The sequence below is a fragment of the Trichocoleus sp. DQ-U1 genome (assembly GCF_039961925.1).
Taxonomy (GTDB): Bacteria; Cyanobacteriota; Cyanobacteriia; order Cyanobacteriales; family FACHB-T130; genus FACHB-T130.
This window is the reverse complement of sequence record NZ_JAMPKB010000088.1, coordinates 1-20,637: the sequence shown is the minus strand read 5'-3', so window position 1 is coordinate 20,637 and position 20,637 is coordinate 1. Positions and strand designations below refer to the sequence as shown.

Sequence of the window (20,637 nt, the reverse complement as noted above, 5' to 3'; positions counted from 1 at the left end):
ATGGATAGAGATAGAGGCTTATCGGGACTGGAAAAGTTTAGTAAAGTATGTCAAAAATGTGCTAAAAAAAGTCGGAACCGAATATGTAATTAATTTTGCTTAAGCACTTATGACTACTACACTACCAATCTAGATGAAATTCTGCCAGCCAAACTCTAGTGAATTACTTCAGAAAAATATTTACAATTGCCATCTAATCGCCTATTTTTTGCAGAAATAATCAATTTCTTCTATATTGACTACGATGAGAAAATCATCAAGAGATAACTCGCAGGGAATTCATAGCTGAAAATCTAAACATTTAAGCTAGCTACGTTGTGCAATCAACAAAACCGATGAAAAGCGCGATCGCATTCTGAGCATGGTTGGTTATTTTCCATCCCAGCAGAAAACTGATTATGGGTAAAGTGGAGCGTTTAAATACCGAATAATTGCAAAAGACGCGATCGCTCCTTTGCCTCTGGGCTATTAAAATAACGCCTAAAATAACGCCGCGATGATGCCAGAAAATGGCAAACTAGATAGATAAGTTTTGTTAACGCAGCTATTCCCTGCTGCGCTTCTAGATAGCTAAATTGAAATTCATGGTTAAGCAGCGCGTTCTCTCTGGGGTTCAACCAACGGGTAATCTGCATCTAGGTAACTACTTGGGAGCGATTCGCAACTGGGTAGAAGGGCAGAGTCAGTACGAAAATTACTTCTGTGTGGTGGATTTGCACGCGATTACCGCGCCGCACGATGCCAGCACCTTGGCTGAAAATACTTATAAAATTGCTGCTTTGTATTTGGCTTGTGGGATCGATTTGCAGTATTCCAGTATTTTCGTGCAATCCCACATCCCGGCTCACAGCGAACTGACTTGGCTGCTTAACTGTATTACTCCCCTTAACTGGCTGGAAGATATGATCCAGTTCAAGGAAAAGGCAGTTAAGCAGGGGGAAAATGTCAATACTGGCTTGCTAGACTATCCAGTGCTGATGGCGGCAGATATTTTGCTCTACCAGGCGGATAAAGTGCCGGTGGGAGAAGACCAGAAGCAGCACCTAGAATTAACCCGCGATATTGCGAATCGGTTTAATTACCAATTTTGCCGGGAAAAGCCGGTGCTGAAACTGCCAGAGCCGCTGATTCGGACTGAGGGTGCTAGAGTAATGAGTCTGACGGATGGCACTCGGAAGATGTCGAAATCCGATCCTTCGGACATGAGCCGAATTAACCTGCTCGATACCCCAGAGCAAATCCAAAATAAGATTAAACGCTGCAAAACTGACTCAGTGCGCGGTCTAACTTTTAATGATTCGGAACGACCCGAAGCCCGAAATTTGCTGACGCTATACATGGTGCTTTCGAGCAAGACAAAGGAAGAAGTCGCAGCCGAGTGTCAGGATATGGGGTGGGGACAATTTAAGCCCTTGCTGACGGAAACCACGATTAACGCCCTGAAACCGATTCAGGAAAAGTATCAAGCGGTGATGGATGACAAAGGCTATTTGGAGTCCGTGTTGCGGGATGGCAGACAGAAAGCGGAAGCGATCGCGTCCGTTACTCTCGCCCAAGTGAAAGCTGCCCTCGGTTATTCGGTTCCCCTTTAACCAGATATAAGTTATCAAGGATGGAAGCGATTAGTGATTGATGCTTCAGAATGAGTTATTTAATTCAAAATTCAGCAGGAACGCGGGAACCCCGCCCCTACAAGACCAATTTGCGTACTGCTGCCGAATCGGGTGAATTTTTAGTGACTGCCGAGGTTGCCCCTCCCAAGGGCGGCGATCCTTCCGAGATGCTGAAAATGGCGAAAACCCTCGAAGGTCGGGTTCATGCGGTCAATATTACCGATGGCAGTCGGGCAGTGTTGCGGATGTGTTCAATGGCGGCTTCGGTGATATTGCTCCAGCATGGAATCGAGCCGATTTGCCAGATTGCTTGTCGCGATCGCAACCGCATCGGATTGCAAGCTGACTTGATGGGTGCCCATGCGTTGGGAATTCGCAATATCTTAGCTTTGACTGGCGATCCTGTAAAAGCTGGAGATCATGCCGATGCCAAGAGTGTATTTGACCTAGAATCCGTGCGGTTGCTGGGATTAATCAAAAAAATGAATCTCGGCTTCGACTGGAACGACAAACCCTTGAGTGATGGGGCGACTGACTTGTTCGTGGGTGCGGCTATCGATCCGCAATTGGCTAGCTGGTCGGGGTTGCAAAGTCGATTTGAGCGGAAATTAGCAGCAGGGGCGCAGTTTTTCCAAAGTCAGCTAATTTGCGATTTTGACCGGCTAGAAAAATTTATGGATCAAATCGCGGCTGGTTGTGGAAAGCCAATTTTGGCAGGAATTTTTCTGCTTAAATCTGCTAAGAATGCCCAATTTATCAATCGATGCGTACCTGGAGTAAATATTCCCGACCACATTATTGATAGACTCGCCGCTGCTTCAGATCCCTTGCAAGAAGGGATGTTAATTGCCGCCGAACAAGTCAAATTAGCTCGTCAACTCTGCCAAGGGGTTCATATGATGGCAGTGAAACGAGAAGATTTGATTTCGCAAATCCTCGATTTAGCCGGAATTCCACCGCTGACTCCGGTGGCGACAGCAGGAGAAAATAATGAACACACAAACAACAAAGCAGTTGCCGATTCCGCCTCACTTTGATGCCAAAAAGGTCGGGGAAGTCTGGCGGGTGCCTTATCAGCAACGGGCAGCGGATGCGAGAGAGTGGGCGAAAAAGCATCAGATTTCAGCGGCGGCTGAGGACAAAACTCGCATTTGCCTATTGTTAATCGATGTCCAGAATACGTTTTGCATCCCCGATTTTGAATTATTTGTCGGTGGGAGAACGGGTACGGGTGCGGTAGAAGATAATCGGCGGCTGAGTGAATTTATTTATCGGAATTTGGGAGTCATTAGCGCGATCGCTCCCACAATGGATACTCACACGGCAATGCAAATTTTCCACCCCATCTTCTGGATTAACAACGCCGGAGAACATCCCACCGCCGCCGTCACGATGATTACACCGGAGGATGTTCACCAAGGCGTGTGGAAGGTGAATCCAGCCGTTGCTGGAATTGCTAGTGTCGATTACGCCGAACTTTCCTCACACGCTTTGCATTATGTCAAACATTTGAGTGAAGCCGGGAAGTATCCGCTGACAGTGTGGCCTTATCATTCCATGCTGGGTGGAATTGGTCACGCTTTGGTGTCAGCGGTAGAAGAGGCACTCTTTTTCCACTGTATTGCCCGGAATAGCCAAACGCAGTTTGAAATTAAAGGCGACAATCCTTTAACTGAAAATTATTCTGTCCTCCGGGCGGAAGTTTTGGAAAGTACAAATGGACGCCCGATTGCTCAGAAAAATACCAGCTTGATTCAACAGTTACTCGCGTTTGATGCGGTGATTATTGCTGGTCAAGCCAAGAGTCACTGCGTTGCTTGGACAATTGATGATTTGTTATCAGAAATAACCGCAAAAGACGCTAATCTTGCGAAAAAGGTGTACTTGCTAGAAGATTGCACCTCACCTGTTGTCGTTCCTGGAGTGGTGGATTACACGGATGGAGCAGAAGAAGCTTTTGCTAGATTTGCCGCAGCAGGAATGCATCTGGTTCAATCCACTCAACCCCTAGAAACCTGGACTGACTTTCCTAAAATTGGGAATGGGTAAGTGAGTTTTGAGTTTTGAGTAACAAGAGAGTTTTTTAAGCTGAAAATTAAACCTTAAAAATTATTACCAATTACCATTCACCAATCGCCAATCACCCCTTACCAATTACCAATGACTAGCAGCAACGATGCAATTCAGGCACTGCGTGAGGCTCTCCGATTTTCTCCGGATAATGTACCCTTGCGACAACATCTTGCAGAGACACTTTTGAGCCAGGGTCAGGCAGAGGAAGCCGAGCAAGAATACCGCCTCGCCTTAGCGCGATCGCCCGAAAATCAGCAGTTGAAATTGGGGTTAGCTCGTGCCTTCTATCAACAAGGAAAACATCCCCAAGCGCTGGTAATTGTGGAAGATCAAATAAAGCGCTTGGATTGTCCAGCGGGTGCTTTTCTGCTTCATGCGCGTCTTCTTCTCAACACGGGGGCTGTAGAACAAGCTGTCCGTCAGTATCGCAGGGCAGTCGAAGCCGATCCGGCTGTCAAAGATGCTGATTTTGCCGAAAGGTTGGGAATTGGGGCACAGGAGGACGTTCAAGAGGTCGTAGACGGGAAAATTCGGGCAGGGGTGGGAGACTTTCCAAACTCAGAAGAAGATACTCCAGTCGAAAAACCCGCGATCGGATTCCGAGATGTTGGCGGTATGGAAGCGGTCAAAGACGAAATTCGGATGAAAATTATTTATCCCCTGAAACAGCCGGAACTGTACAAAGCTTACGGAAAGGCAATTGGGGGCGGAATTTTAATGTACGGCCCTCCAGGTTGCGGTAAAACTTATCTGGCTCGTGCGACAGCTGGCGAAATTAATTCTAGTTTCCTTTCTGTCGGAATTAACGATGTATTAGATATGTGGTTGGGCAACAGCGAACGCAATTTGCACGACCTTTTTGAACAAGCTAGACGCAACCAACCTTGTGTATTATTTTTTGATGAAGTTGATGCTTTAGCTGCCAGCCGTGCGGACTTGCGACAAAATTCTAGCCGCATGGTAATTAACCAATTCCTGTCAGAATTAGACGGCGTAAGAAGTTCTAATGAAGGGGTATTAATCCTAGCTGCAACGAACGCTCCTTGGCACTTAGACTCAGCCTTCCGTCGTCCGGGTCGTTTTGACCGCATCTTGTTTGTACCACCGCCTGATGCAGAAGCAAGGGCGGCGATTTTGCGCTTGCTGTGTCGGGGTAAGCCAGTGGAGGATATTGACTACAACCACTTAGCCAAGAAAACTGAGAATTATTCAGGCGCAGACTTAATGGCAGTGGTGGATGTGGCAGTAGAAAGGAAGTTAGCAGAAGCAATGAAAGCTGGTATCCCGAAGCCACTGAGTACCAAAGATTTAGCCTCGGCGGCAGGAAGCGTGAAACCTTCGACAAAAGAATGGTTTTCAACGGCTCGTAATTATGCCTTGTATGCGAATGAGAGCGGTTTGTACGATGACATCCTGAAATATCTGAAACTCTGATGGGCGTACATTTGGAGCGTGCCGAAATCCTCATGGCTCAATCGCGTTATGAGATGGCGGCGCAGGAATTGCAGCAGGAATTAGCAGTCGATCCAGATAGCGCCCAGGCTTATGCGTGGCTAGGTTGGTGCTTGAGGTTTCTCAAGAAGTACGAGGAAGCAATAAAAGAAGCTGAGCAAGCAATTAAGCTGGCACCAGATTGGGAGAATGGTTATTACGTTCTGGGTTGGATTCTCTGCGATCGCAATCAGCTTCTGGCAGCTGAGAACGTAACCAAAGAGGCAATTCGCCTAAATCCTGAAAATGCCAACCATTTCATCCTACTATCAAACATTCGAGTTAAACAAAAGCGATGGCAGGAGGCACTAGAAGCAGCGACGCAGGGGCTTAACATAGAGCCAGAGAATGTTGACTGTTTGAATAACAAAGGGATTGCCCTATTCGAGTTGGGTCGAACAGAGGAGGCAATCGCTACGACTGAGCAAGCGATCGCGCTTGACCCGGAGAATGCCCTTAACTACAACAACTTGGGATGGATGATACTGAATCGGGAAGGAAGCCCCACGAAAGCTTGGGAGTATTTCCGCCAAGCACTCCGACTCAACCCCAATTTGGAATCTGCACAGGATGGACTCATCCAAGCGATCAAGTTAAAAAACCCACTATACAGACCAGTTTACAGGTGTGTAATATTCCCGTACCGTCGTTTACAACTAGGCAGATTTTTGAGCGGGAAAGCTTTGTTGGGCTTCTTTGCCTGCTTGTGTTTGGGATTCCGTATATTGCTGAATCTTGCTGCAACTAATCCCAATCCTTTGATTTGGTTAGCGCTGATTGTTTTGTTTTGGTTAATCTTTTTGCCTTGGTTTGTAGACCTCTTGATAACCCTATTACTCGAATTGAAGTTTAAGCAATCCTATTGGCTCACGACTTTAGTTTGGGCAATAGTAAGCGCATTTTATTTGTGGTTAATGACCGGAAATTCTAAAACTCTGTTTGCTCCCGTTTTATTCGGATTGTTGCTTCTGCCTGTATCGGCAACATTCCGATCTTCAGCAGGGTGGCACAGCAACCTCATGGTGGGATATACAACCATCATGGGGTTAGTTGGGCTGGCAGGGCTAGTTCTTCCATTACCAGGGCTACCTTTTGTAAGTGTTGACGTTTGGTTCTGGTTGACTTGGTTCATCGTTCTCGCATTGGGAACGCTTTTTTCCTTTTCTTTGAGCAGAAGAAGCTCTCCCAAGTTAAAGTAGTGCCTGAAAAAGAATGGTTTTTGACTGCTCGTAATGATGCCTTATATGCGAATAAGAGCAGTTTGTACGACGACATCCTGAGATGACATCCTGAAATATCTGAAACTCTGATGGGCATACATTTGGAGCGGGCACAGCTGCTGATTGAGCAGTCGCGGTATGAAATGGCAGAGAAAGAACTGCGACAGGAACTGGCAATGGAGCCAGATAGCGCGATCGCGCATACTCTGCTCGCCCTGTGCTTGAATTATCGCCAAATGTACTCGGAAGCCACCCAGATGGCTCAGCGAGCGATTCGCTTGGCTCCCGATTGGGGGTACGCTCACTACGTCCTAGCCTATATTCTGTGCGATTACAACCAGCTTCTAGAAGCGGAAACGGTACTCAAAGAGGCTTTGCGGCTGAGTCCTGATAACCCCAGCTACTTCGCCCTACTCTCGCGCATCCGATATAATCTACAGCTTTGGCACTCAGCACTTGAAGCGGCAACCCAAGGGCTTGTCGTTGACCCAGAGGATGTGGAGTGCCTAAATTACCGAGCGATGTGTCTGATGCAACTCGGTCGCTTACCAGAAGCTCAGGCGGTGATTGAGAGTGCGATCGCGCTTGACCCAGAATATGCAGGAAGCTATGCCAACCGCGGCTGGATACTCCTGGCGCAGGGAGGATATCCCGCTAAAGCGTTAGAGTGTTTCCGCGAAGCACTACGGCTTCAACCAACCTTTGAGTGGGCGCGACAGGGAATCGTCGAAGCGCTCAAGGCAAAGAACCCGCTCTACAGGCTGATGCTGCGCTACTTCTTGTGGAGTTCTAGGCTGAGTAACGGCTCTCGATTAGCCTTCAGTATCGGCTTGTACTTTGCCTTCCGCCTGCTAGTGAGCGGCGTCGCTGCAACTAGCTTTAACCCTTTGCTGTGGTTCGTAGTGATTGCCTACTGTCTGTTTGTCTTGCTTACCTGGATTGCTGACCCCTTATTCACCTTATTACTCCGGTTTGACCGCTTCGGGCGATTAACTCTTTCCGAACAAGAGGTTAAGAACTCAAATTTAGTCGGGGCAGTATTTCTAAGCATCTTAATGGCAATTGGTTTGTGGTTGGTGACTAAAAACACCAACATCCTCATCGTCGCCCTCTCACTAGGACTCTTGTTGCTACCGATAACCGCGATGTTAAATTGTCCGGCAGGATGGCCCAGACAGTTCATGGCAACCTACACGATCCTTTTAGCGATCGCATGGCTGGCGGCTATTGGTCTATCATTAGCCGAGCCGCCTCTGGGAGAAATTGGCGTTCAGTTTGCCGGAATTTCCCTAGCTTTTTTCTGGCTTGGTTCGATACTTTCAAGCTGGTTGGCAACTGTACTGATGGGCGTCAAAACAAAGCAGTGAGTGCGAGCATCTCAAGTATGTTTTCTTTACCTGAAAACCCTTCTCAAAGGTATTCCCCATAGGTTTTTAGAGCGGTTAAAAGGTTAAAAATATTTGCTCAACACTTTTAAGCTCAACACTTTTAAGCTCAACACTTTTAAGCTCAACACTTTTAAAATCTCTCCGAATATTCCAGCGCTCGTTGCTTCCCCTCTGCTACAAACTACTTTCGACCATAACTGCGGGACCGACTGGCTGCGGAGGTAGGCTAGAGGGTTCTAAGGTAACAGCTAAGGTTGAGGTTGTAGCACCACAAGCACCGACGGGAATGGAAATCTGCTCTAAAACAGTTCCCCCCTGACTTGCCCCAAAATTTGCACAAGGTATCTTTTTCTCGTCAACAATTGCCCAAAGTCGATAAATTTGACCAGATGGGACAGCCGGAAGATTTTGAAAGGCGATTACCGCTTTTTGTTCGTCCAGATTAACGAGAATACTTCCAGACGCTGTATTTGCTTTTTCTGTACCTGTGAGCGTATATAAGCGGGTATTCCGCTGTTGTAGAACCTCAAGGGCATCTTTCTGAGCCTGCACCGTTTGAAGTTCTTGCCGCAGACGAGACTGCACTATCTTTAGATTTTGGCGCAGACGATAATTGTCAAAAGCCAAAGCTAGGGCTAACAGTGCTACCAAACTAGCAAAAAGTTTGCTCCAAGGAAAAGAAACCTGTTTTGGAGCGGGTTCGGGGTTAACTGTCGGATTGGCAGCTTCCAGAATCGTCGAACGCAGATGTGGGGGAGGTGTGACTTCAGGAAGGGCGTAGGGCAAGAGTTCAAGCGATGCCTGCAAACGACTCACTTCTTCAGCCAGGTGCGGATTTTTTTCGAGAATTTGCCTAAATTCCTCCGCTTCTTCAGCGCTAAGATCGCCGAGGACATAACCTGCCATTAATTCTTCTAAGTTTTCGGGATTTAAAGGTTCGGTCATGGTGCAACTATTTTAGAAAATCTTGTAACGTTTGCCTCAATTTCAGTAGTCCCTGACGAGCGCGAGTTTTGACCGTCCCTAAGGGGATATTTAGTTGAGCCGCAATTTCCGATTGACTGAGACCCTGGTAATAGGACATTTCTAAGATTTGACGCTGATTTTCTGAAAGTTGCGCCAAGGCGTCCCGAACTTGCTGCGATCGCTCTCCTAACGAAGCTTGCTCAAAAGGGCTTGCAGAGCTGATTTCAGTCGTCATTGTTTGACGCCAACGCTCTAGAAATTTGTGGGTGGTGCCACGAGAGCGAAGTTTGTCAATCGCACGCGATCGCGTCATTACAGTTAAAAAGCTGCTAAGAGAACCACGAGCGGGATCGTAAGTATTAGTACGCCACAGATGCAGAAAAATCTCTTGAGTGAGGTCTTCTGCTTCTTGGGGATTTTGCAAAATTTTTAATGCTAACCCATAGACAAGAGCGCCATAGCGGTCGTAGAGAGTGCCCAGAGCAGAGGATTGACCAGCTTTAAGTGCTTGAAATAGCTCTGTATCCATCCGGGGCGTTGTATTTGTTGATTTGCCATCGAGAGAGTCAGGATGCATGCGTTCTGGAGAGTAGGTCTAAGCCAATCACTCTTCAGAGTCAATTGCAGGACTTGATTGCTCTGCATCTCTCACAGGAGATAAATTCTCTTTTTCTTTAATACGATCTAAAAGATTAATTGGATTTATTTCAACAAAACCGCTGAACGCCTCCGTAATTCTACGAGTATTGGAATCCAAAATCTTAGTAAAATCATAAGATTTGAAAATACTGTTAATTTGTCAATGAGGTTTCTACTTAATTATGTCGCCGAGCAAGCTTTGAGTTTTTGAGGAGCATCGAATGGAATGGTTCTGGACAATCGCTGGGGTGCTGACTGCGCTCTTGGATGCGATCGCATCCAAGCTTCCAAGACATACCGCCTTGGTTTCTGGGCTTTTTTGAGTTGGTTCATCATGCCAGAAAACCAGGCAAAGCCTTACTAGCAGTTTTATTTACTTCAACCTCTTTTGGTATACATCTGGGGAATCCATCTTGAGCTAAAAGTACAAGGAATTCAGATGATTGCCCATTAATGTCACCAATCGTTGAGTAAAGGCAATGGAAAGAAACGATACTCCCTGGCTAGAGCAATCCGAGAAGCTGGTGAATATATGGGTTGAGACGGAGAAAATGTGGAAAAGCTGGTTCGATCTCATGAGGTCTGTTACAACTCCGGAAACACTCGTCAATGCTCGCGCAGAGGTCAAGGACGCCCAGCCGCTTTTGGACACTCAGGCGGTCTTTGTGCGTTTCCTGGAGAGATTGACCAGCTCCAGTAAGGACAGAAATTTTTTGGTTGAATTGGGCAAGGATTGGCAACCCGTCTTCAACAATTACGCTGATTTGTGGCAAATCTACGAAAAGAATCTGCAAAACTTAGGTCAATTTTGGGCAGAACCACTGCGGCAACCACTAGAGATGGCGACTCAGGCGATGAGCGGCGACAATGCAACGTCGCCGTCCACCAACCTCTACTGGGACTATCAACAGACCTTTGGCAACTTTCTTTTAAGCCCAAGCCTGGGATATACCCGTGAGTTCAACAATAAACTGCTGAAAAGCTTTGATGCCTGGACAAATTTCTATAAAGCAAGCTTTGACTATCAGTTAGTGCTGATCGATGTTTGGATGAGAGCCTTTGAGCATCTGGTGCGATTGGCATCTTCCCAGGAAAAAGGCGAAACGCTTCAGAACTGGCGGCAGTTTCAGCAAGTTTGGAGTAAGGTATTTGACCAAGCATTCGCACAGACGTTCCGTTCAGAAAATGCCCTTCAGATCCAGGGTAAGTTCTTGAATGCAGCCATGACCTACAGGCTCCACCAGCAACAGCTGATGGAAGTGTTTCTGAAGATGAATGACTTGCCAACTCGCAGCGAAGTCGATGAGATGCACCACAGCATCTACGAACTGCGGAAGGAAATTAAAAGCCTGAAAAAAGCTTTAGCACAATCCCAACGCCGCGAAGTGTCTTGAGGATGCAATGCACGAGTTTACCGAGCTAACCGAAAAACTGTTTAAGGGTGCCCATAACTTAAGTCACCTGCGCGAGGAGGACATTCAGATTGGGGTGACACCCAAGGAAGAGGTTTACCGCGAAGATAAGGTGGTGCTGTACCGCTTCACTCCCAAGGTGGAGCCTTCACTGAACATCCCCATCCTGATTGTTTACGCTCTCGTTAACCGTCCCTACATCGTCGATTTACAGGAAGGGCGATCGCTTGTTGCTAACTTGCTCAAGCTTGGTATGGATGTTTATCTGATTGACTGGGGATATCCGAGTCGAGGCGATCGCTTTTTGACCCTTGACGACTACATCAATGGTTATATCAATAACTGTGTGGACGTAGTACGCGATCGCTACAATCTAGAGCAAATCAACCTGTTAGGAATTTGTCAGGGAGGCGCTTTCAGTCTCTGCTACAGTTCCATTTACCCGGAGAAGGTGAAAAACCTAATTACTATGGTCACTCCAGTGGATTTTCACACCCATGAGGGACTGCTCAATGTTTGGGGTGGAAGCACTCTGGGGTCACAAGCTCTGGATGTGGATTTAATGGTAGATACTCTGGGTAATATCCCTGGCGACTTCATGAATTTAGAGTTCTTGATGCTAAAGCCATTTCAGTTAGGAATTCAGAAGTATATTGAGTTTCTGGATACTATCGATGAGGACAAGTTGCTCAACTTTCTCCGCATGGAAAAGTGGATTTTTGATAGTCCTGACCAAGCTGGGGAAGCTTATCGACAGTTTATGAAGGATTTCTACCAGGGAAACAAACTCATCAAAGGCGAGATCGAGATTGGCAAGAAGCGAGTAAATCTGGAGAAGATTTGCATCCCAGTTTTGAACATTTATGCCGAGCAAGATCATCTAGTTCCCTCGGCTTCTTCCTTGGCTCTTGAGAAGTATATCGGGAGCGAAGACTATACCGTGCGCTCCTTCCCAGTCGGGCATATCGGGATGTATGTGAGCAGTAAGGTGCAGCGAGACCTTCCTCCCACGATTGTTGATTGGCTGAAGGCGCGAGTTTAGAACAGTTGGCATCTAGCAATTCTCTATTGGATGCAGTAAGGTTTAACCCCACCTCTGCCTCTCCCCGCGAACGGAGAGGGGTTCAATATTCTCCCCTCTCCGTTTACGGAGAGGGGATGGGGGTGAGGTTCCGAGTGTATATTGCACTAAGAGTGAGAACCGCTATATATAAGCTTTGCGGAGCGCTTTTCGGAAGGCTTTGCTAACGCTTTACAGCAGCTGGCGATCGCGCGATCGCAACCCTCCACACCCCCACCTCTTAGGTCTGTGCCGCCTATACCGCAAGCGGTATAGGCGGCACAGAATTTTAATTCGCTAGCATATATGAGCCAGGTTTTCAGTTCCTGGTCAATTAACACCTCAAGACATTCGGACTAGGGTCTAAATACTTCTCCCGATGCCGTCAGTTGTTTCTTGCAACGGCTCAACCCTAGAACATTCCTAATACCCGATGTCCGAAGCCTCACCCAAGCCAGTCAATCAACTGCTAGCTGCTCTGCCAGATGCTGAGTACCAAGGCCTTGTTCCCAATCTAGAGCACGTCCCGCTCTCTTTTAAACAAGTCCTTTACGAGGTTGGTGAACCAATTAAATACGTCTATTTCCCCGATCGGGCAATCGTTTCTTCCCTCACCACGATGGCAGATGGCTCGATGGTCGAAGTTGCCTTAGTGGGAAATGACGGAGTGGTCGGTCTCCCCGCCGCTTTGGGAGATAACATCGCCACTACAATCGCAATGGTGCAGGTACCAGACTCTGCCATGAGGATGAAGGTAAGCGTGCTGAAAACCGAGTTTCAGCGGGGTGGTTCACTGCAAAGTCTGCTACTGCGCTACATGCAGGCGCTGCACGCCTTCGTTTCCCAAAATGCTGCCTGCAATCGCCTCCATTATCTGGAGGGGAGACTGGCTCGTTGGCTGCTGCTCGTCTGTGACCGTGTAGAGTCAAAGGAGTTGCCCATGACTCATGAATTTATGAGCCAGATGCTGGGTGTACGACGTGCGGGTGTCACGGAGGTGGCTAACGCTCTTCAACAGGCAGAACTGATTCGCTACACTCGTGGCAAAGTTACCATCCTGAATCGGGAAGAATTGGAAGCGGTTTCGTGTGAGTGTTATCAAATCATCCAGGGCGAGTACGCTAGGTTGCTAGGCACTAAGAACGGTTGAGAGTTGTTGTTAGAGGAAGAAGCGATCGCTTCTCTCTAGCTGCTCTCGCAGCTCAATATTGATGAAAGTTCATGAAAGCCGTTATCTCGCAACCTGTCTAGGCTAGATGAGCTTACTGGTGTTAGACACTGACACCGCCAGTACCGCTAACCCTACAGCTCCCAGTACAGCGCTCGCATCCCACCTTGCGGTTAGATGAGTTTCCTGCCCAGTGGAGTAACTGTTCGCCCGTGAGTTCTTGGTGACATCTCCTGCACCAACCTGAGTACAGGTATGGTGTAGGCTTCGCAACCAATCCGGCTATTGCTTTCACTAAATCGTCCCCTTGCTCAAAAGATTTAGCTAATCAACATCAGTTCTGTTCGCTTTACGGGCGATCGGGTTGCTGTCAATACATCCTCAGCGGAATCAACCAGTACGAATTGCAGTTCGCGCCGCACATCTTCCGTTAACTCAAGTTAACGCTATAGCAAATTATCGATTTCTAACTTTATCTTTAGGATGATTTATCTAATGATTTATAGATAAGTTATAGAGAACCAAACGTGAGAATTATCACATTTTATAAAAAACAGTTTCCCTCGCCTTTGTATTTTGAATAACACATTAATTTAATATTTCACTTAGTTGGAAGATAGGTTGATATGGCGATCGCTCTTACTCAGTGCATACCATTAGCTAGAGGATAAAAAATGAATCGCAGCTTAAGATATCTGATAACACAGGGAATTTCATCAAGGAACGATGGGCTTATTACTAATAGACATGGATGGCACGCTCCGCGAACCACTCAGCGGACAGCAATACTTCCAACATCCCAAAGATCAACGCATTATTGAAGGTGCTGATATTGCCATTCGCGCCTACAAAGATGATTGGATTATTGTTGGCATCACCAACCAAGGTGGAGTTGCCGCAGGTCATAAGTCTATGCAACGGTGCATCCAGGAACAGCAATACACGCTTGAGTTATTCCCTGAGTTGAGAGAAATTTACTTTTGCCCAGACTTTGAGGGTAAAAAATGTTTCCGCGTCACTCATCACAATGTTCATAACCACAGCCAAACCAAGTGGTCTGGACAGTACCGCAAACCGCAATCGGGTATGTTGCAGCTAGCAATGGTCAGACACAAACATACTCCGCAAAATTCGCTGTATGTAGGCGATCGCCCCGAAGACGAACAAGCTGCCCAACGAATAGGTGTACCCTTTCAATGGGCATGGGACTGGATCGCACAACATCAAGAAGCGATCGCTCCCAACCTGACAGAAGCACGGTAACAAGAGAGGATACTCATGGAACGAGAGATTACAGATAGCGACGGCATTACCTGGACGTGCATTCAAGCCTATTCTGGGCTTGACAACAACGCAGAAAACCGGGATGCGGCGCAGGTTAAAGGGCAGGAGGATACCTACTGGGTCGTTTGTACGCCCAGTGGTGGCGCGCAGTCGGTGCGGCTCAAACTTCAGGGTGAATGGGAAAAATCCTACTCTGACGAGATGTTGCTCGATGAAATTCAAGCACAGCAGGAGGTATGATCGCAGCAAAATTCGCTGTATGTAAGCGATCACCCGAAAGATGAACAAGCTGCCCAACGAGTAGGTGTACCCTTTCAATGGGCATGGGACTGGACCTGTGCAACATCAAACTCTAGTCTTAAGTATTCTCTTGGCAGCATCGATACCTGATAAAGCAGCACCTTCCATAAAACCTTGCCACTCGTAAAAAGAGTTAGCGTGTTCGCCAGCAAAGTAAATATTTTTAAACGGTTTACCTTCATTACCTGCAATTGTTGTGAAATAACCGGGGTGATTGCAGGTGTAACTGCCCTGGAATAGGGGGTTAGAAGGCCAGTGTTCTAGATGCACTAAAAAATTATTGCCGTTGCGTGTGGCTGCCTTTAAAGTGCCAGGAAAAACGCGGTTAAGGTCGTTGAGAAAAGCCCCTGCTTCCTGCTGAACTTGATTAGGATTAATGTTTTTGCCTCGATTTCCACCAGAGTAGTCGGTCAGCACTGCTCTATTATTAGTTGCATTTTGTGGGTTTGTTTCCCAAGTGTTTTGATGATTTGATAAATCTGAATAGGATGAGCCGTCACTGCCAAGAGCAACCCAAGGGCGACTATTAAAGCCAACCATCATCTTAGCGTTGGTTCCATAGCGCAAATTATTAATCGCAAATAGTTTCTCGGCAGGCAGTTGAAGACCCTTTAAATCAACTTGGCGCAAAGTTGAGAAGGGAATCGCAAAGACAACTGCATCATATTTGGCAGATGAGGCATCATTAAATGTTAATTCTACTTTGCCTGCACTATCAAAACGAACTCCTATTAACTGCTTGTTATAGTTAATTTGTCCTTGCAGTCGGTTACGCAGACCTTCAACAATTTGCTCATTACCGCCAATTACGTGATAGCGCTCGTCGCTGAAGACACCAAAGGGTGTAAACTTCGAGCGCTTGTCGGCGTGAATGAAAAAGAGAAAACTGAGGCTGCTTTGCTGGTCAATTTCTAAACCGTACTCGGCAATATAAGCAGCTTTGATAACACCTTTGATTAGGTTTCCGGCATTACGGCTATCTAGATAGTCTCGCAGACTGAGCAAGTCGAGCTTTTTGTCAGCATCAGTATAATTGTCGGCGGTGGGCTGTGCAGAAAGCGATCGCAAGTCGGTACGCATAGCGGCAACAAAATTGCGGAATTCATCCACAACCACTGACTCTGAATAGCGCTGACCGTTGAAATAGTAAAAAACTTTTCCTGGTTGTTTTGATAAATCTTCTGTCTTGAGGTTAAACTCCCGCACGTATCCCAGCATTGTCTTGTGCAAGTTGTCAATAAACTCGCCGCCTCTTTCCACAACCTGACCGGGAAAATTAACATTCCCAGCAAAATCGCCTCCCAGAGAATAACAGCGACCGCCAGTTCTATTGCTTGCTTCAAATACGGTAGCGTTAATCCCGTTTTTCTTCAGTTCGTACCCGCAAGCAAGTCCGGCTAAACCAGCCCCCACAATTCCAACTTTTACATTTGCTGGTACAGGAGCTGCGAGGGTACGGTGAAGCAATCCTGAGCCTACTCCTATTGTCGCGCCGATCGCACTCAGCTTGCCCATATCAGTAAGAAATTCGCGCCGATTCGTGCGCCGTACCGCCATCAATGCCTCTAGAGATGCAATTCGCTCAATTCCCTCGTTGGTGGAGATATTTTGCTCTTGGCAATAGCGAGCAATGCGGATAGCACGTGCTAAGTTGTCGAAGAGTGGGGAACGACTCATGATAGCTTTTTCTCCTCACGCAGAGATTAATTAACGTCCTGTGCAACTTTATACTCAGAACCCTCGTTGTTATCGGGGGCTTTCTTAAAGTTACACGTTGCGCGATCGTCAGTTGAGTGATTCAAGGACGTAAAGCTATCTCTTGCATTGATACTGAAACCAGCGCAAAAAAAGTAGTCCCACAAGGACTACTTTTGCATTACAGAATCAAAGCCAAGGAGGGCAGATGAAATAATTTCCAGCCGTAAGCATTAGAACACTGTCTCTACTTCGAGAAGGTATTCTGGTTACGCGCTAGGTTGAGCATTCGATGAACTTGGCATAGCGATTTCTGCTGACTTCACAAATCCAAAGTAGAAAGCGATCGCAGCAGTTAGAGCATTGAGCCAGATATTATTTCCAAAAAGTGGTGTAAGCCCAAACAGCGTATTTGCAAAGGGCAGCAATCCTAAAATAGCACCTGCTGCATAAAGGATAGCGAAGATGCGATTGAACACAATTGCTCCGCTTAAGCTAGTAAATGCCGCAATTCCCCAAACACCCACTAAAACGCCAATTGCATTATGAAAATAGTTGGTGGGGAATACTCCGAATATATAGCCGAAACCTGGTTCGGAGGTAAAGTTCTCAGAAGGAGTGACAAAACCAGGCATAAATCCAGCTAAGCCAAGTGACAAGAAAAGGAGACCTAGGATTAGAGCAGCGTAACGAATTGAAGAAACTGAAGATGTTGATGTTTGCGATGTTGATGTTTGCATGGCAGTATTTTGGTTTTTTAAAATTTTGGGTGTGGGCTAAACAAGTGTTTTGCTGCTGTTGGAGAAATACAGACAGCTTCTAACTGACCATTCAACTTCTAGCGAACGAGGTGGAGTACATCCCGAAGAACGCTATAACCAGCCATATCCCAAAGAAGATAGGCAACAAAACCCAGCATTGCTAGGCGACCGTTCCATAGCTCTTGCTGTGGGTTCCAGCCAAAAATCCAGGCATTGCGATCGGAACCGTTATATGCTGGAGCGACCGTAGGGGTTTTAGCAGTATTGATGGTTGAGTTTTTCATAGTGAATCGTTCTCAATGACGTTGTTTTGATTTCATGCTATCGAGTAGATTTGCTGGTATTGTCTACCGTTAGGATTGAATTCTACCTATATCTAAAGATTCGATTTGTAACGTTCAACTGTTAATATCGGCACAAGAAAAAGCATCCTTATTTACTGATAAAATTTGGAAGAAAAGCCCGAACTTTTATTCCGGATGGTTGACTTCAGGATCGATCGGAAGTTGAATTGGGTCAGTATCGGGTAGCGTTCCTTGAGCATCGCTACTGGGTACGTCGGGATTGTTGTGAAGATTAACCCGACCTTTTTCCGACTGCTCGCCATCTGCCGCATAAGAGCCTGCAATCGTTGAAGCTCCAGCAGTTTAGGCATCGCCTGTGGTCCTGGTTGTGGATGAGAAATTAGAAGCAATGGGATGAGCGATCGCTTCTCCCTCTGGGTTTGTGCTGACTCCTGCTGCAATGTTTGCATCTAAAACAGCACTTCCACCTGCATCGGAGAATGCAAAAACTTGAGCCTGTTGAGATGCGCCAACTTCTTGATTTGGCTCACTTGCTTGATTCGGCATGGATGCATTACTCTTTTCTAATTTCTCGGTGAATCTCTTAGAACAATTACTGTGGTTATCAACCTCTCCCCTTCCACTAGCTTCACTCGCGATCGCCATCAGCCACAACTAGGGCGAAATACACAAGCCAGAAGCAGCATTTCAGTCAGAGCAACTAGCACTTCAGTTCGTTGTATAGAGCGGCGAAACTCAACAGACAAACCTTGAGTTGGGTTTCTTCCCTCAACCCAACCTACAAAGTTAGCTGAGATCGCATACGTGTTTGGTTTTGCGATCGCTAAATCTAGCTCTCAACCCAGAATCCTTGGAGCAGCGGGATAGAACCGAGCCGAGCAGTTCATTTTCATCAAAGACTTGCCTAATTTTCAGGAATCTTTAATCTTTTTAACGAGAATCAGTTCCTTGATTCGGAGCGCCTACCACCTTAGGAGAAGCTCCTGGAGCTTCAGGTTCCGCACCGGGACTGGTTTCAGAATCGGCTTGTTGACTCGTCATACGATATCTCTCATCAAGCGGAGTGTCCCCCTCTTCTGTGGTTGGTACAGTTGTTTCGCTTCCAGGATTATCTTGAGGGTCATATTTAACCTCATCTTGCCGATTGTCTTGAGGATTTTCTATTGTCATAAACTGCACCTTATAAATCAGGGTATTCTACTAGGATATTCTTTAGTTTATTAAGGGTTTTCTATCTCCGGTTAGGACTGGCTCTATGACTAATTTAATAGGAGATATTACTGGGTAATTAGCCAAAAAGTATGATAAAGCACAATTAGAGTTAACATTTGCTATTGATTTGAGCGAGAAGCAAGACTTGCCATCAAGCAAATTGTGATTCTTATAGGAAGGTGTTTAAAATAGCCGCTTTGATGAAAGCTGTCGATCTAAAAGCTATCATTTGCAATGGACGGTTGTAGAGATTGTCATCGATCCTCAAGCGTTGCGATTACAACTGTTTACCCCATTTCGCCGACGTTGGGTACACCTACCCCTGTCCGATGTTCTTCGTATCGAACTGTTCGATGAGAGGTATGTGGTGCTATTGCGCTATCAACATGAGCGGTTGTGTATCATCCGTACCCGTTATCAAGACTATATGATTGGCTCCAGATTACGGCTCGTTGAACAGGAGTGGCTAGTCACAAAATTGTCTGCATTACTGAAACAGATGTAGGGTTGCGATCTTGAGAAATAGCAATAAACTTGCGATCGCGTCTTCGATCACGTTGGCATCAATTGCTGAATGCGCTGTGGTTCCTCTCCCAGCCAATCTAGATGCTGGGCAGTGCTGTCGAAAATTGATGAAGTTTTGAATGGCTCAAACTCGCCGCGCGATGCGGCTTCTGCCGTTTTTGCTAACAGCGATCGCACCTGCTCGTCATTCATTGGCTGAAATGTCCGCACCGCCTCAAACGCCTGATCCAGAATCTCCATGCTGTCAATTCCCGTAATCACAACCGATGTCGGCAGATTCAATGCATAGTGCAGACACTCAATTGGCGTTACCGTATTTGACCGTAACAGAATCCCGTTTGCCATGCTTTTCATCCCCAGAATGCCGATGTCCTGTTTAACCAGTTCTGGCACAACCAACTTCGCAAAGCTTCGGTAGTGGGCATCCATCACATTCAGCGGCAACTGAGCCGCATCAAACTTAAACCCATAGCTGGCTGCAACTTCCAGCATATGCAGATGAATCTGGGGGTCTTTGTGCCCGGTGAAGCCAATATATCGGACTTTGCCAGCTTCCCTCGCCTCTATCAAAGCGGCATTTGCCCCTTCTGGGTCGAAAACTCGATGCGGGTCCTCGAAGCGAAGGATTTCGTGGTGCTGGACGAGATCGATGCAATCAACTTGCAGACGTTCCAGTGATTCGTCTAGCTGTCTTGCAGCTTCTTTCTTGGAGCGACCGTCAATTTTCGTCATCAGGAATACTTTGTCTCGGTAGCCATGCAAGAGCGCTTTCCCCATGCGAATCTCGCTGACTCCACCGTTGTAATCCCAACTGTTATCCATAAAAGTGATGCCACGATCGATCGCAGCGCGAACAATCCGGATACCCAGTTGCTCATCAACGTTCTTCAATCCGATGTGCCAGCCACCGAGTCCGATCGCAGAAACGCGCTCTCCTGTACTGCCGAGAGTTCGATATAGCATTTCTGAGTTTGGCGTACTTTCTGACATCTGTTCTCCTTGGCTGTCACCGATTGCTTAAGTGCATATAGCTATGAGCAAATTCAAACGCAAGGAAAATTTCATAACATCTTGCTAGAGGCACACGAGAGCTGGATCTTGTAATAGCACTGTTAGCTCTGTACGCTAAATGACTCATGGAATGAGACAACTCCACTGGGTATCCGTGCGCCGAACGAAATCGCTTGGAAGTATTCGGGTGGGACATCGGGTAGAACAAGATTTGGCTGGCTCCTGAAACCAAAACGGTTGTAGTATTTTGGTTCGCCAAGCAATACACATCCACCTGCACCAAGCTCGCGTAGAGTAGCCAACGCCTGCTTCATAAGCTGTGACCCGATTCCAATGCCTTGATGTTCCGGAGCGACAGAGATCGGACCGAGTCCATACCAATCCTGACTCCCATCGGAAATGGAAACCGGGGACACAGCAACATGACCAACGATTTGTCCATTCACCTCGGCAACGAGAGAAACTGTCAAGTTCCCTGAGTTACGCAAGGCATCAACAATCAACTGCTCAGTGT

23 protein-coding genes and 1 pseudogene are annotated in these 20,637 nt (G+C 46.8%); 14 read left to right on the top strand and 10 right to left on the bottom strand.

From position 1 onward, the window contains the following. The 7 genes and pseudogenes from NDI34_RS24155 to NDI34_RS24125 form a co-directional block, all read left to right on the top strand. Positions 1 to 103 (top strand): annotated as a pseudogene (locus NDI34_RS24155) (IS630 family transposase); the annotation flags it as partial. Between the two features lie 481 nt (positions 104 to 584). Then, positions 585 to 1,592: a tryptophan--tRNA ligase gene (gene trpS, locus NDI34_RS24150; RefSeq protein ID WP_348234073.1), complete on the top strand. Its 1,008-nt coding sequence runs from the start codon at positions 585 to 587 to the stop codon at positions 1,590 to 1,592. Positions 1,593 to 1,642: 50 nt separating this feature from the next. Next, positions 1,643 to 2,650 (top strand): methylenetetrahydrofolate reductase, encoded by a 1,008-nt coding sequence (locus tag NDI34_RS24145; RefSeq protein WP_348234072.1) that lies wholly within the window; start codon positions 1,643 to 1,645, stop codon positions 2,648 to 2,650. Beyond that, positions 2,604 to 3,662 carry a cysteine hydrolase family protein gene (locus NDI34_RS24140; protein WP_348234071.1) on the top strand — a complete coding sequence of 353 codons (1,059 nt, stop codon included), beginning with the start codon at positions 2,604 to 2,606 and terminating at the stop codon, positions 3,660 to 3,662. Before NDI34_RS24145 ends, NDI34_RS24140 begins: the two co-directional genes overlap by 47 nt. Before the next feature lie 111 nt (positions 3,663 to 3,773). Then, entirely contained in the window at positions 3,774 to 5,120 is a 1,347-nt protein-coding gene (locus tag NDI34_RS24135) for an AAA family ATPase (RefSeq protein ID WP_348234070.1), read from the top strand. Next, on the top strand, positions 5,120 to 6,376 hold the full coding sequence (locus NDI34_RS24130) for a tetratricopeptide repeat protein (RefSeq protein WP_348234069.1): 1,257 nt from the start codon (positions 5,120 to 5,122) through the stop codon (positions 6,374 to 6,376). Before NDI34_RS24135 ends, NDI34_RS24130 begins: the two co-directional genes overlap by 1 nt. A 110-nt stretch (positions 6,377 to 6,486) precedes the next feature. After that, positions 6,487 to 7,764 carry a tetratricopeptide repeat protein gene (locus NDI34_RS24125; RefSeq protein ID WP_348234068.1) on the top strand — a complete coding sequence of 426 codons (1,278 nt, stop codon included), beginning with the start codon at positions 6,487 to 6,489 and terminating at the stop codon, positions 7,762 to 7,764. Between the two features lie 195 nt (positions 7,765 to 7,959). On the opposite strand, the gene NDI34_RS24120 is transcribed toward NDI34_RS24125, so the two are convergent. Together NDI34_RS24120 and NDI34_RS24115 are read right to left on the bottom strand one after the other, a co-directional pair. After that, the gene (locus NDI34_RS24120) at positions 7,960 to 8,730 is read right to left on the bottom strand and encodes an anti-sigma factor (RefSeq protein ID WP_190668216.1); all 771 of its coding nucleotides are present in this window, start codon (positions 8,728 to 8,730) and stop codon (positions 7,960 to 7,962) included. Positions 8,731 to 8,737: 7 nt separating this feature from the next. Then, positions 8,738 to 9,328, bottom strand: a complete 591-nt coding sequence (locus NDI34_RS24115; RefSeq protein ID WP_190413845.1) for a sigma-70 family RNA polymerase sigma factor — start codon at positions 9,326 to 9,328, stop codon at positions 8,738 to 8,740. Positions 9,329 to 9,616: 288 nt separating this feature from the next. Here NDI34_RS24115 and NDI34_RS24110 point away from each other — a divergent pair, with 288 nt between their 5' ends. The 3 genes from NDI34_RS24110 to phaC all read left to right on the top strand — a co-directional run bounded on the left by NDI34_RS24110 (position 9,617) and on the right by phaC (position 11,844). Further along, the gene (locus NDI34_RS24110; protein WP_348234067.1) at positions 9,617 to 9,754 is read left to right on the top strand and encodes a hypothetical protein; all 138 of its coding nucleotides are present in this window, start codon (positions 9,617 to 9,619) and stop codon (positions 9,752 to 9,754) included. A gap of 115 nt (positions 9,755 to 9,869) precedes the next feature. Further along, a complete protein-coding gene (gene phaE, locus NDI34_RS24105) occupies positions 9,870 to 10,784 on the top strand; it encodes a class III poly(R)-hydroxyalkanoic acid synthase subunit PhaE (RefSeq protein ID WP_348234066.1) in 915 nt (304 codons plus the stop codon). 7 nt (positions 10,785 to 10,791) lie between these two features. Continuing rightward, positions 10,792 to 11,844 carry a class III poly(R)-hydroxyalkanoic acid synthase subunit PhaC gene (gene phaC / locus NDI34_RS24100; protein ID WP_348234065.1) on the top strand — a complete coding sequence of 351 codons (1,053 nt, stop codon included), beginning with the start codon at positions 10,792 to 10,794 and terminating at the stop codon, positions 11,842 to 11,844. A gap of 146 nt (positions 11,845 to 11,990) precedes the next feature. Here the strand turns inward: phaC and NDI34_RS24095 are convergent, their stop codons facing one another. Continuing rightward, entirely contained in the window at positions 11,991 to 12,203 is a 213-nt protein-coding gene (locus tag NDI34_RS24095; protein WP_190678185.1) for a hypothetical protein, read from the bottom strand. Between the two features lie 92 nt (positions 12,204 to 12,295). On the opposite strand from NDI34_RS24095, the gene NDI34_RS24090 reads away from it, so the two are divergent. From NDI34_RS24090 to NDI34_RS24080, 3 genes are all read left to right on the top strand, one after another. Continuing rightward, positions 12,296 to 13,012 carry a Crp/Fnr family transcriptional regulator gene (locus NDI34_RS24090; protein WP_348234064.1) on the top strand — a complete coding sequence of 239 codons (717 nt, stop codon included), beginning with the start codon at positions 12,296 to 12,298 and terminating at the stop codon, positions 13,010 to 13,012. A gap of 744 nt (positions 13,013 to 13,756) precedes the next feature. Next, complete coding sequence (locus tag NDI34_RS24085) at positions 13,757 to 14,293, top strand: HAD-IIIA family hydrolase (RefSeq protein ID WP_348234063.1); 537 nt, start codon at positions 13,757 to 13,759, stop codon at positions 14,291 to 14,293. 15 nt (positions 14,294 to 14,308) lie between these two features. Further along, positions 14,309 to 14,554, top strand: coding sequence for a hypothetical protein (locus NDI34_RS24080; protein WP_348234062.1), 246 nt, complete (start codon positions 14,309 to 14,311; stop codon positions 14,552 to 14,554). 105 nt (positions 14,555 to 14,659) lie between these two features. Here NDI34_RS24080 and NDI34_RS24075 read toward each other — a convergent pair whose 3' ends face one another. The 5 genes from NDI34_RS24075 to NDI34_RS24055 form a co-directional block, all read right to left on the bottom strand. Further along, positions 14,660 to 16,291, bottom strand: a complete 1,632-nt coding sequence (locus NDI34_RS24075) for an FAD-dependent oxidoreductase (protein ID WP_348234061.1) — start codon at positions 16,289 to 16,291, stop codon at positions 14,660 to 14,662. 287 nt (positions 16,292 to 16,578) lie between these two features. Then, positions 16,579 to 17,049 (bottom strand): DUF4383 domain-containing protein, encoded by a 471-nt coding sequence (locus NDI34_RS24070; protein ID WP_190413853.1) that lies wholly within the window; start codon positions 17,047 to 17,049, stop codon positions 16,579 to 16,581. A 98-nt stretch (positions 17,050 to 17,147) separates the two neighbouring features. Beyond that, the gene (locus NDI34_RS24065) at positions 17,148 to 17,354 is read right to left on the bottom strand and encodes a chlorophyll a/b-binding protein (protein ID WP_190413854.1); all 207 of its coding nucleotides are present in this window, start codon (positions 17,352 to 17,354) and stop codon (positions 17,148 to 17,150) included. A gap of 363 nt (positions 17,355 to 17,717) precedes the next feature. Beyond that, positions 17,718 to 17,921, bottom strand: coding sequence for a hypothetical protein (locus tag NDI34_RS24060; protein ID WP_348234060.1), 204 nt, complete (start codon positions 17,919 to 17,921; stop codon positions 17,718 to 17,720). Positions 17,922 to 18,305: 384 nt separating this feature from the next. Beyond that, on the bottom strand, positions 18,306 to 18,545 hold the full coding sequence (locus NDI34_RS24055) for a hypothetical protein (protein WP_190436200.1): 240 nt from the start codon (positions 18,543 to 18,545) through the stop codon (positions 18,306 to 18,308). A gap of 271 nt (positions 18,546 to 18,816) precedes the next feature. Between NDI34_RS24055 and NDI34_RS24050 the strand changes: the two genes are divergently transcribed. Next, positions 18,817 to 19,092 carry a hypothetical protein gene (locus tag NDI34_RS24050; RefSeq protein ID WP_190689629.1) on the top strand — a complete coding sequence of 92 codons (276 nt, stop codon included), beginning with the start codon at positions 18,817 to 18,819 and terminating at the stop codon, positions 19,090 to 19,092. A 47-nt stretch (positions 19,093 to 19,139) separates the two neighbouring features. Here NDI34_RS24050 and NDI34_RS24045 read toward each other — a convergent pair whose 3' ends face one another. Next, positions 19,140 to 20,102 (bottom strand): aldo/keto reductase, encoded by a 963-nt coding sequence (locus tag NDI34_RS24045; protein WP_348234059.1) that lies wholly within the window; start codon positions 20,100 to 20,102, stop codon positions 19,140 to 19,142. Between the two features lie 122 nt (positions 20,103 to 20,224). After that, on the bottom strand, positions 20,225 to 20,637 hold a 413-nt coding region (locus NDI34_RS24040), incomplete at its 5' end, for an N-acetyltransferase (protein ID WP_348234058.1).

Bases quoted from the DNA above. Each gene is read 5' to 3' on its own strand.
- trpS (WP_348234073.1), top strand. From the start codon at position 585: ATGGTTAAGCAGCGCGTTCTCTCTGGGGTTCAACCAACGGGTAATCTG.
- NDI34_RS24145 (WP_348234072.1), top strand. From the start codon at position 1,643: ATGAGTTATTTAATTCAAAATTCAGCAGGAACGCGGGAACCCCGCCCC.
- NDI34_RS24140 (WP_348234071.1), top strand. From the start codon at position 2,604: ATGAACACACAAACAACAAAGCAGTTGCCGATTCCGCCTCACTTTGAT.
- NDI34_RS24135 (WP_348234070.1), top strand. From the start codon at position 3,774: ATGACTAGCAGCAACGATGCAATTCAGGCACTGCGTGAGGCTCTCCGA.
- NDI34_RS24130 (WP_348234069.1), top strand. From the start codon at position 5,120: ATGGGCGTACATTTGGAGCGTGCCGAAATCCTCATGGCTCAATCGCGT.
- NDI34_RS24125 (WP_348234068.1), top strand. From the start codon at position 6,487: ATGGGCATACATTTGGAGCGGGCACAGCTGCTGATTGAGCAGTCGCGG.
- NDI34_RS24120 (WP_190668216.1), bottom strand. From the start codon at position 8,730: ATGACCGAACCTTTAAATCCCGAAAACTTAGAAGAATTAATGGCAGGT.
- NDI34_RS24115 (WP_190413845.1), bottom strand. From the start codon at position 9,328: ATGCATCCTGACTCTCTCGATGGCAAATCAACAAATACAACGCCCCGG.
- NDI34_RS24110 (WP_348234067.1), top strand. From the start codon at position 9,617: ATGGTTCTGGACAATCGCTGGGGTGCTGACTGCGCTCTTGGATGCGAT.
- phaE (WP_348234066.1), top strand. From the start codon at position 9,870: ATGGAAAGAAACGATACTCCCTGGCTAGAGCAATCCGAGAAGCTGGTG.
- phaC (WP_348234065.1), top strand. From the start codon at position 10,792: ATGCACGAGTTTACCGAGCTAACCGAAAAACTGTTTAAGGGTGCCCAT.
- NDI34_RS24090 (WP_348234064.1), top strand. From the start codon at position 12,296: ATGTCCGAAGCCTCACCCAAGCCAGTCAATCAACTGCTAGCTGCTCTG.
- NDI34_RS24085 (WP_348234063.1), top strand. From the start codon at position 13,757: ATGGGCTTATTACTAATAGACATGGATGGCACGCTCCGCGAACCACTC.
- NDI34_RS24080 (WP_348234062.1), top strand. From the start codon at position 14,309: ATGGAACGAGAGATTACAGATAGCGACGGCATTACCTGGACGTGCATT.
- NDI34_RS24075 (WP_348234061.1), bottom strand. From the start codon at position 16,291: ATGAGTCGTTCCCCACTCTTCGACAACTTAGCACGTGCTATCCGCATT.
- NDI34_RS24070 (WP_190413853.1), bottom strand. From the start codon at position 17,049: ATGCAAACATCAACATCGCAAACATCAACATCTTCAGTTTCTTCAATT.
- NDI34_RS24065 (WP_190413854.1), bottom strand. From the start codon at position 17,354: ATGAAAAACTCAACCATCAATACTGCTAAAACCCCTACGGTCGCTCCA.
- NDI34_RS24060 (WP_348234060.1), bottom strand. From the start codon at position 17,921: ATGCCGAATCAAGCAAGTGAGCCAAATCAAGAAGTTGGCGCATCTCAA.
- NDI34_RS24055 (WP_190436200.1), bottom strand. From the start codon at position 18,545: ATGACAATAGAAAATCCTCAAGACAATCGGCAAGATGAGGTTAAATAT.
- NDI34_RS24045 (WP_348234059.1), bottom strand. From the start codon at position 20,102: ATGTCAGAAAGTACGCCAAACTCAGAAATGCTATATCGAACTCTCGGC.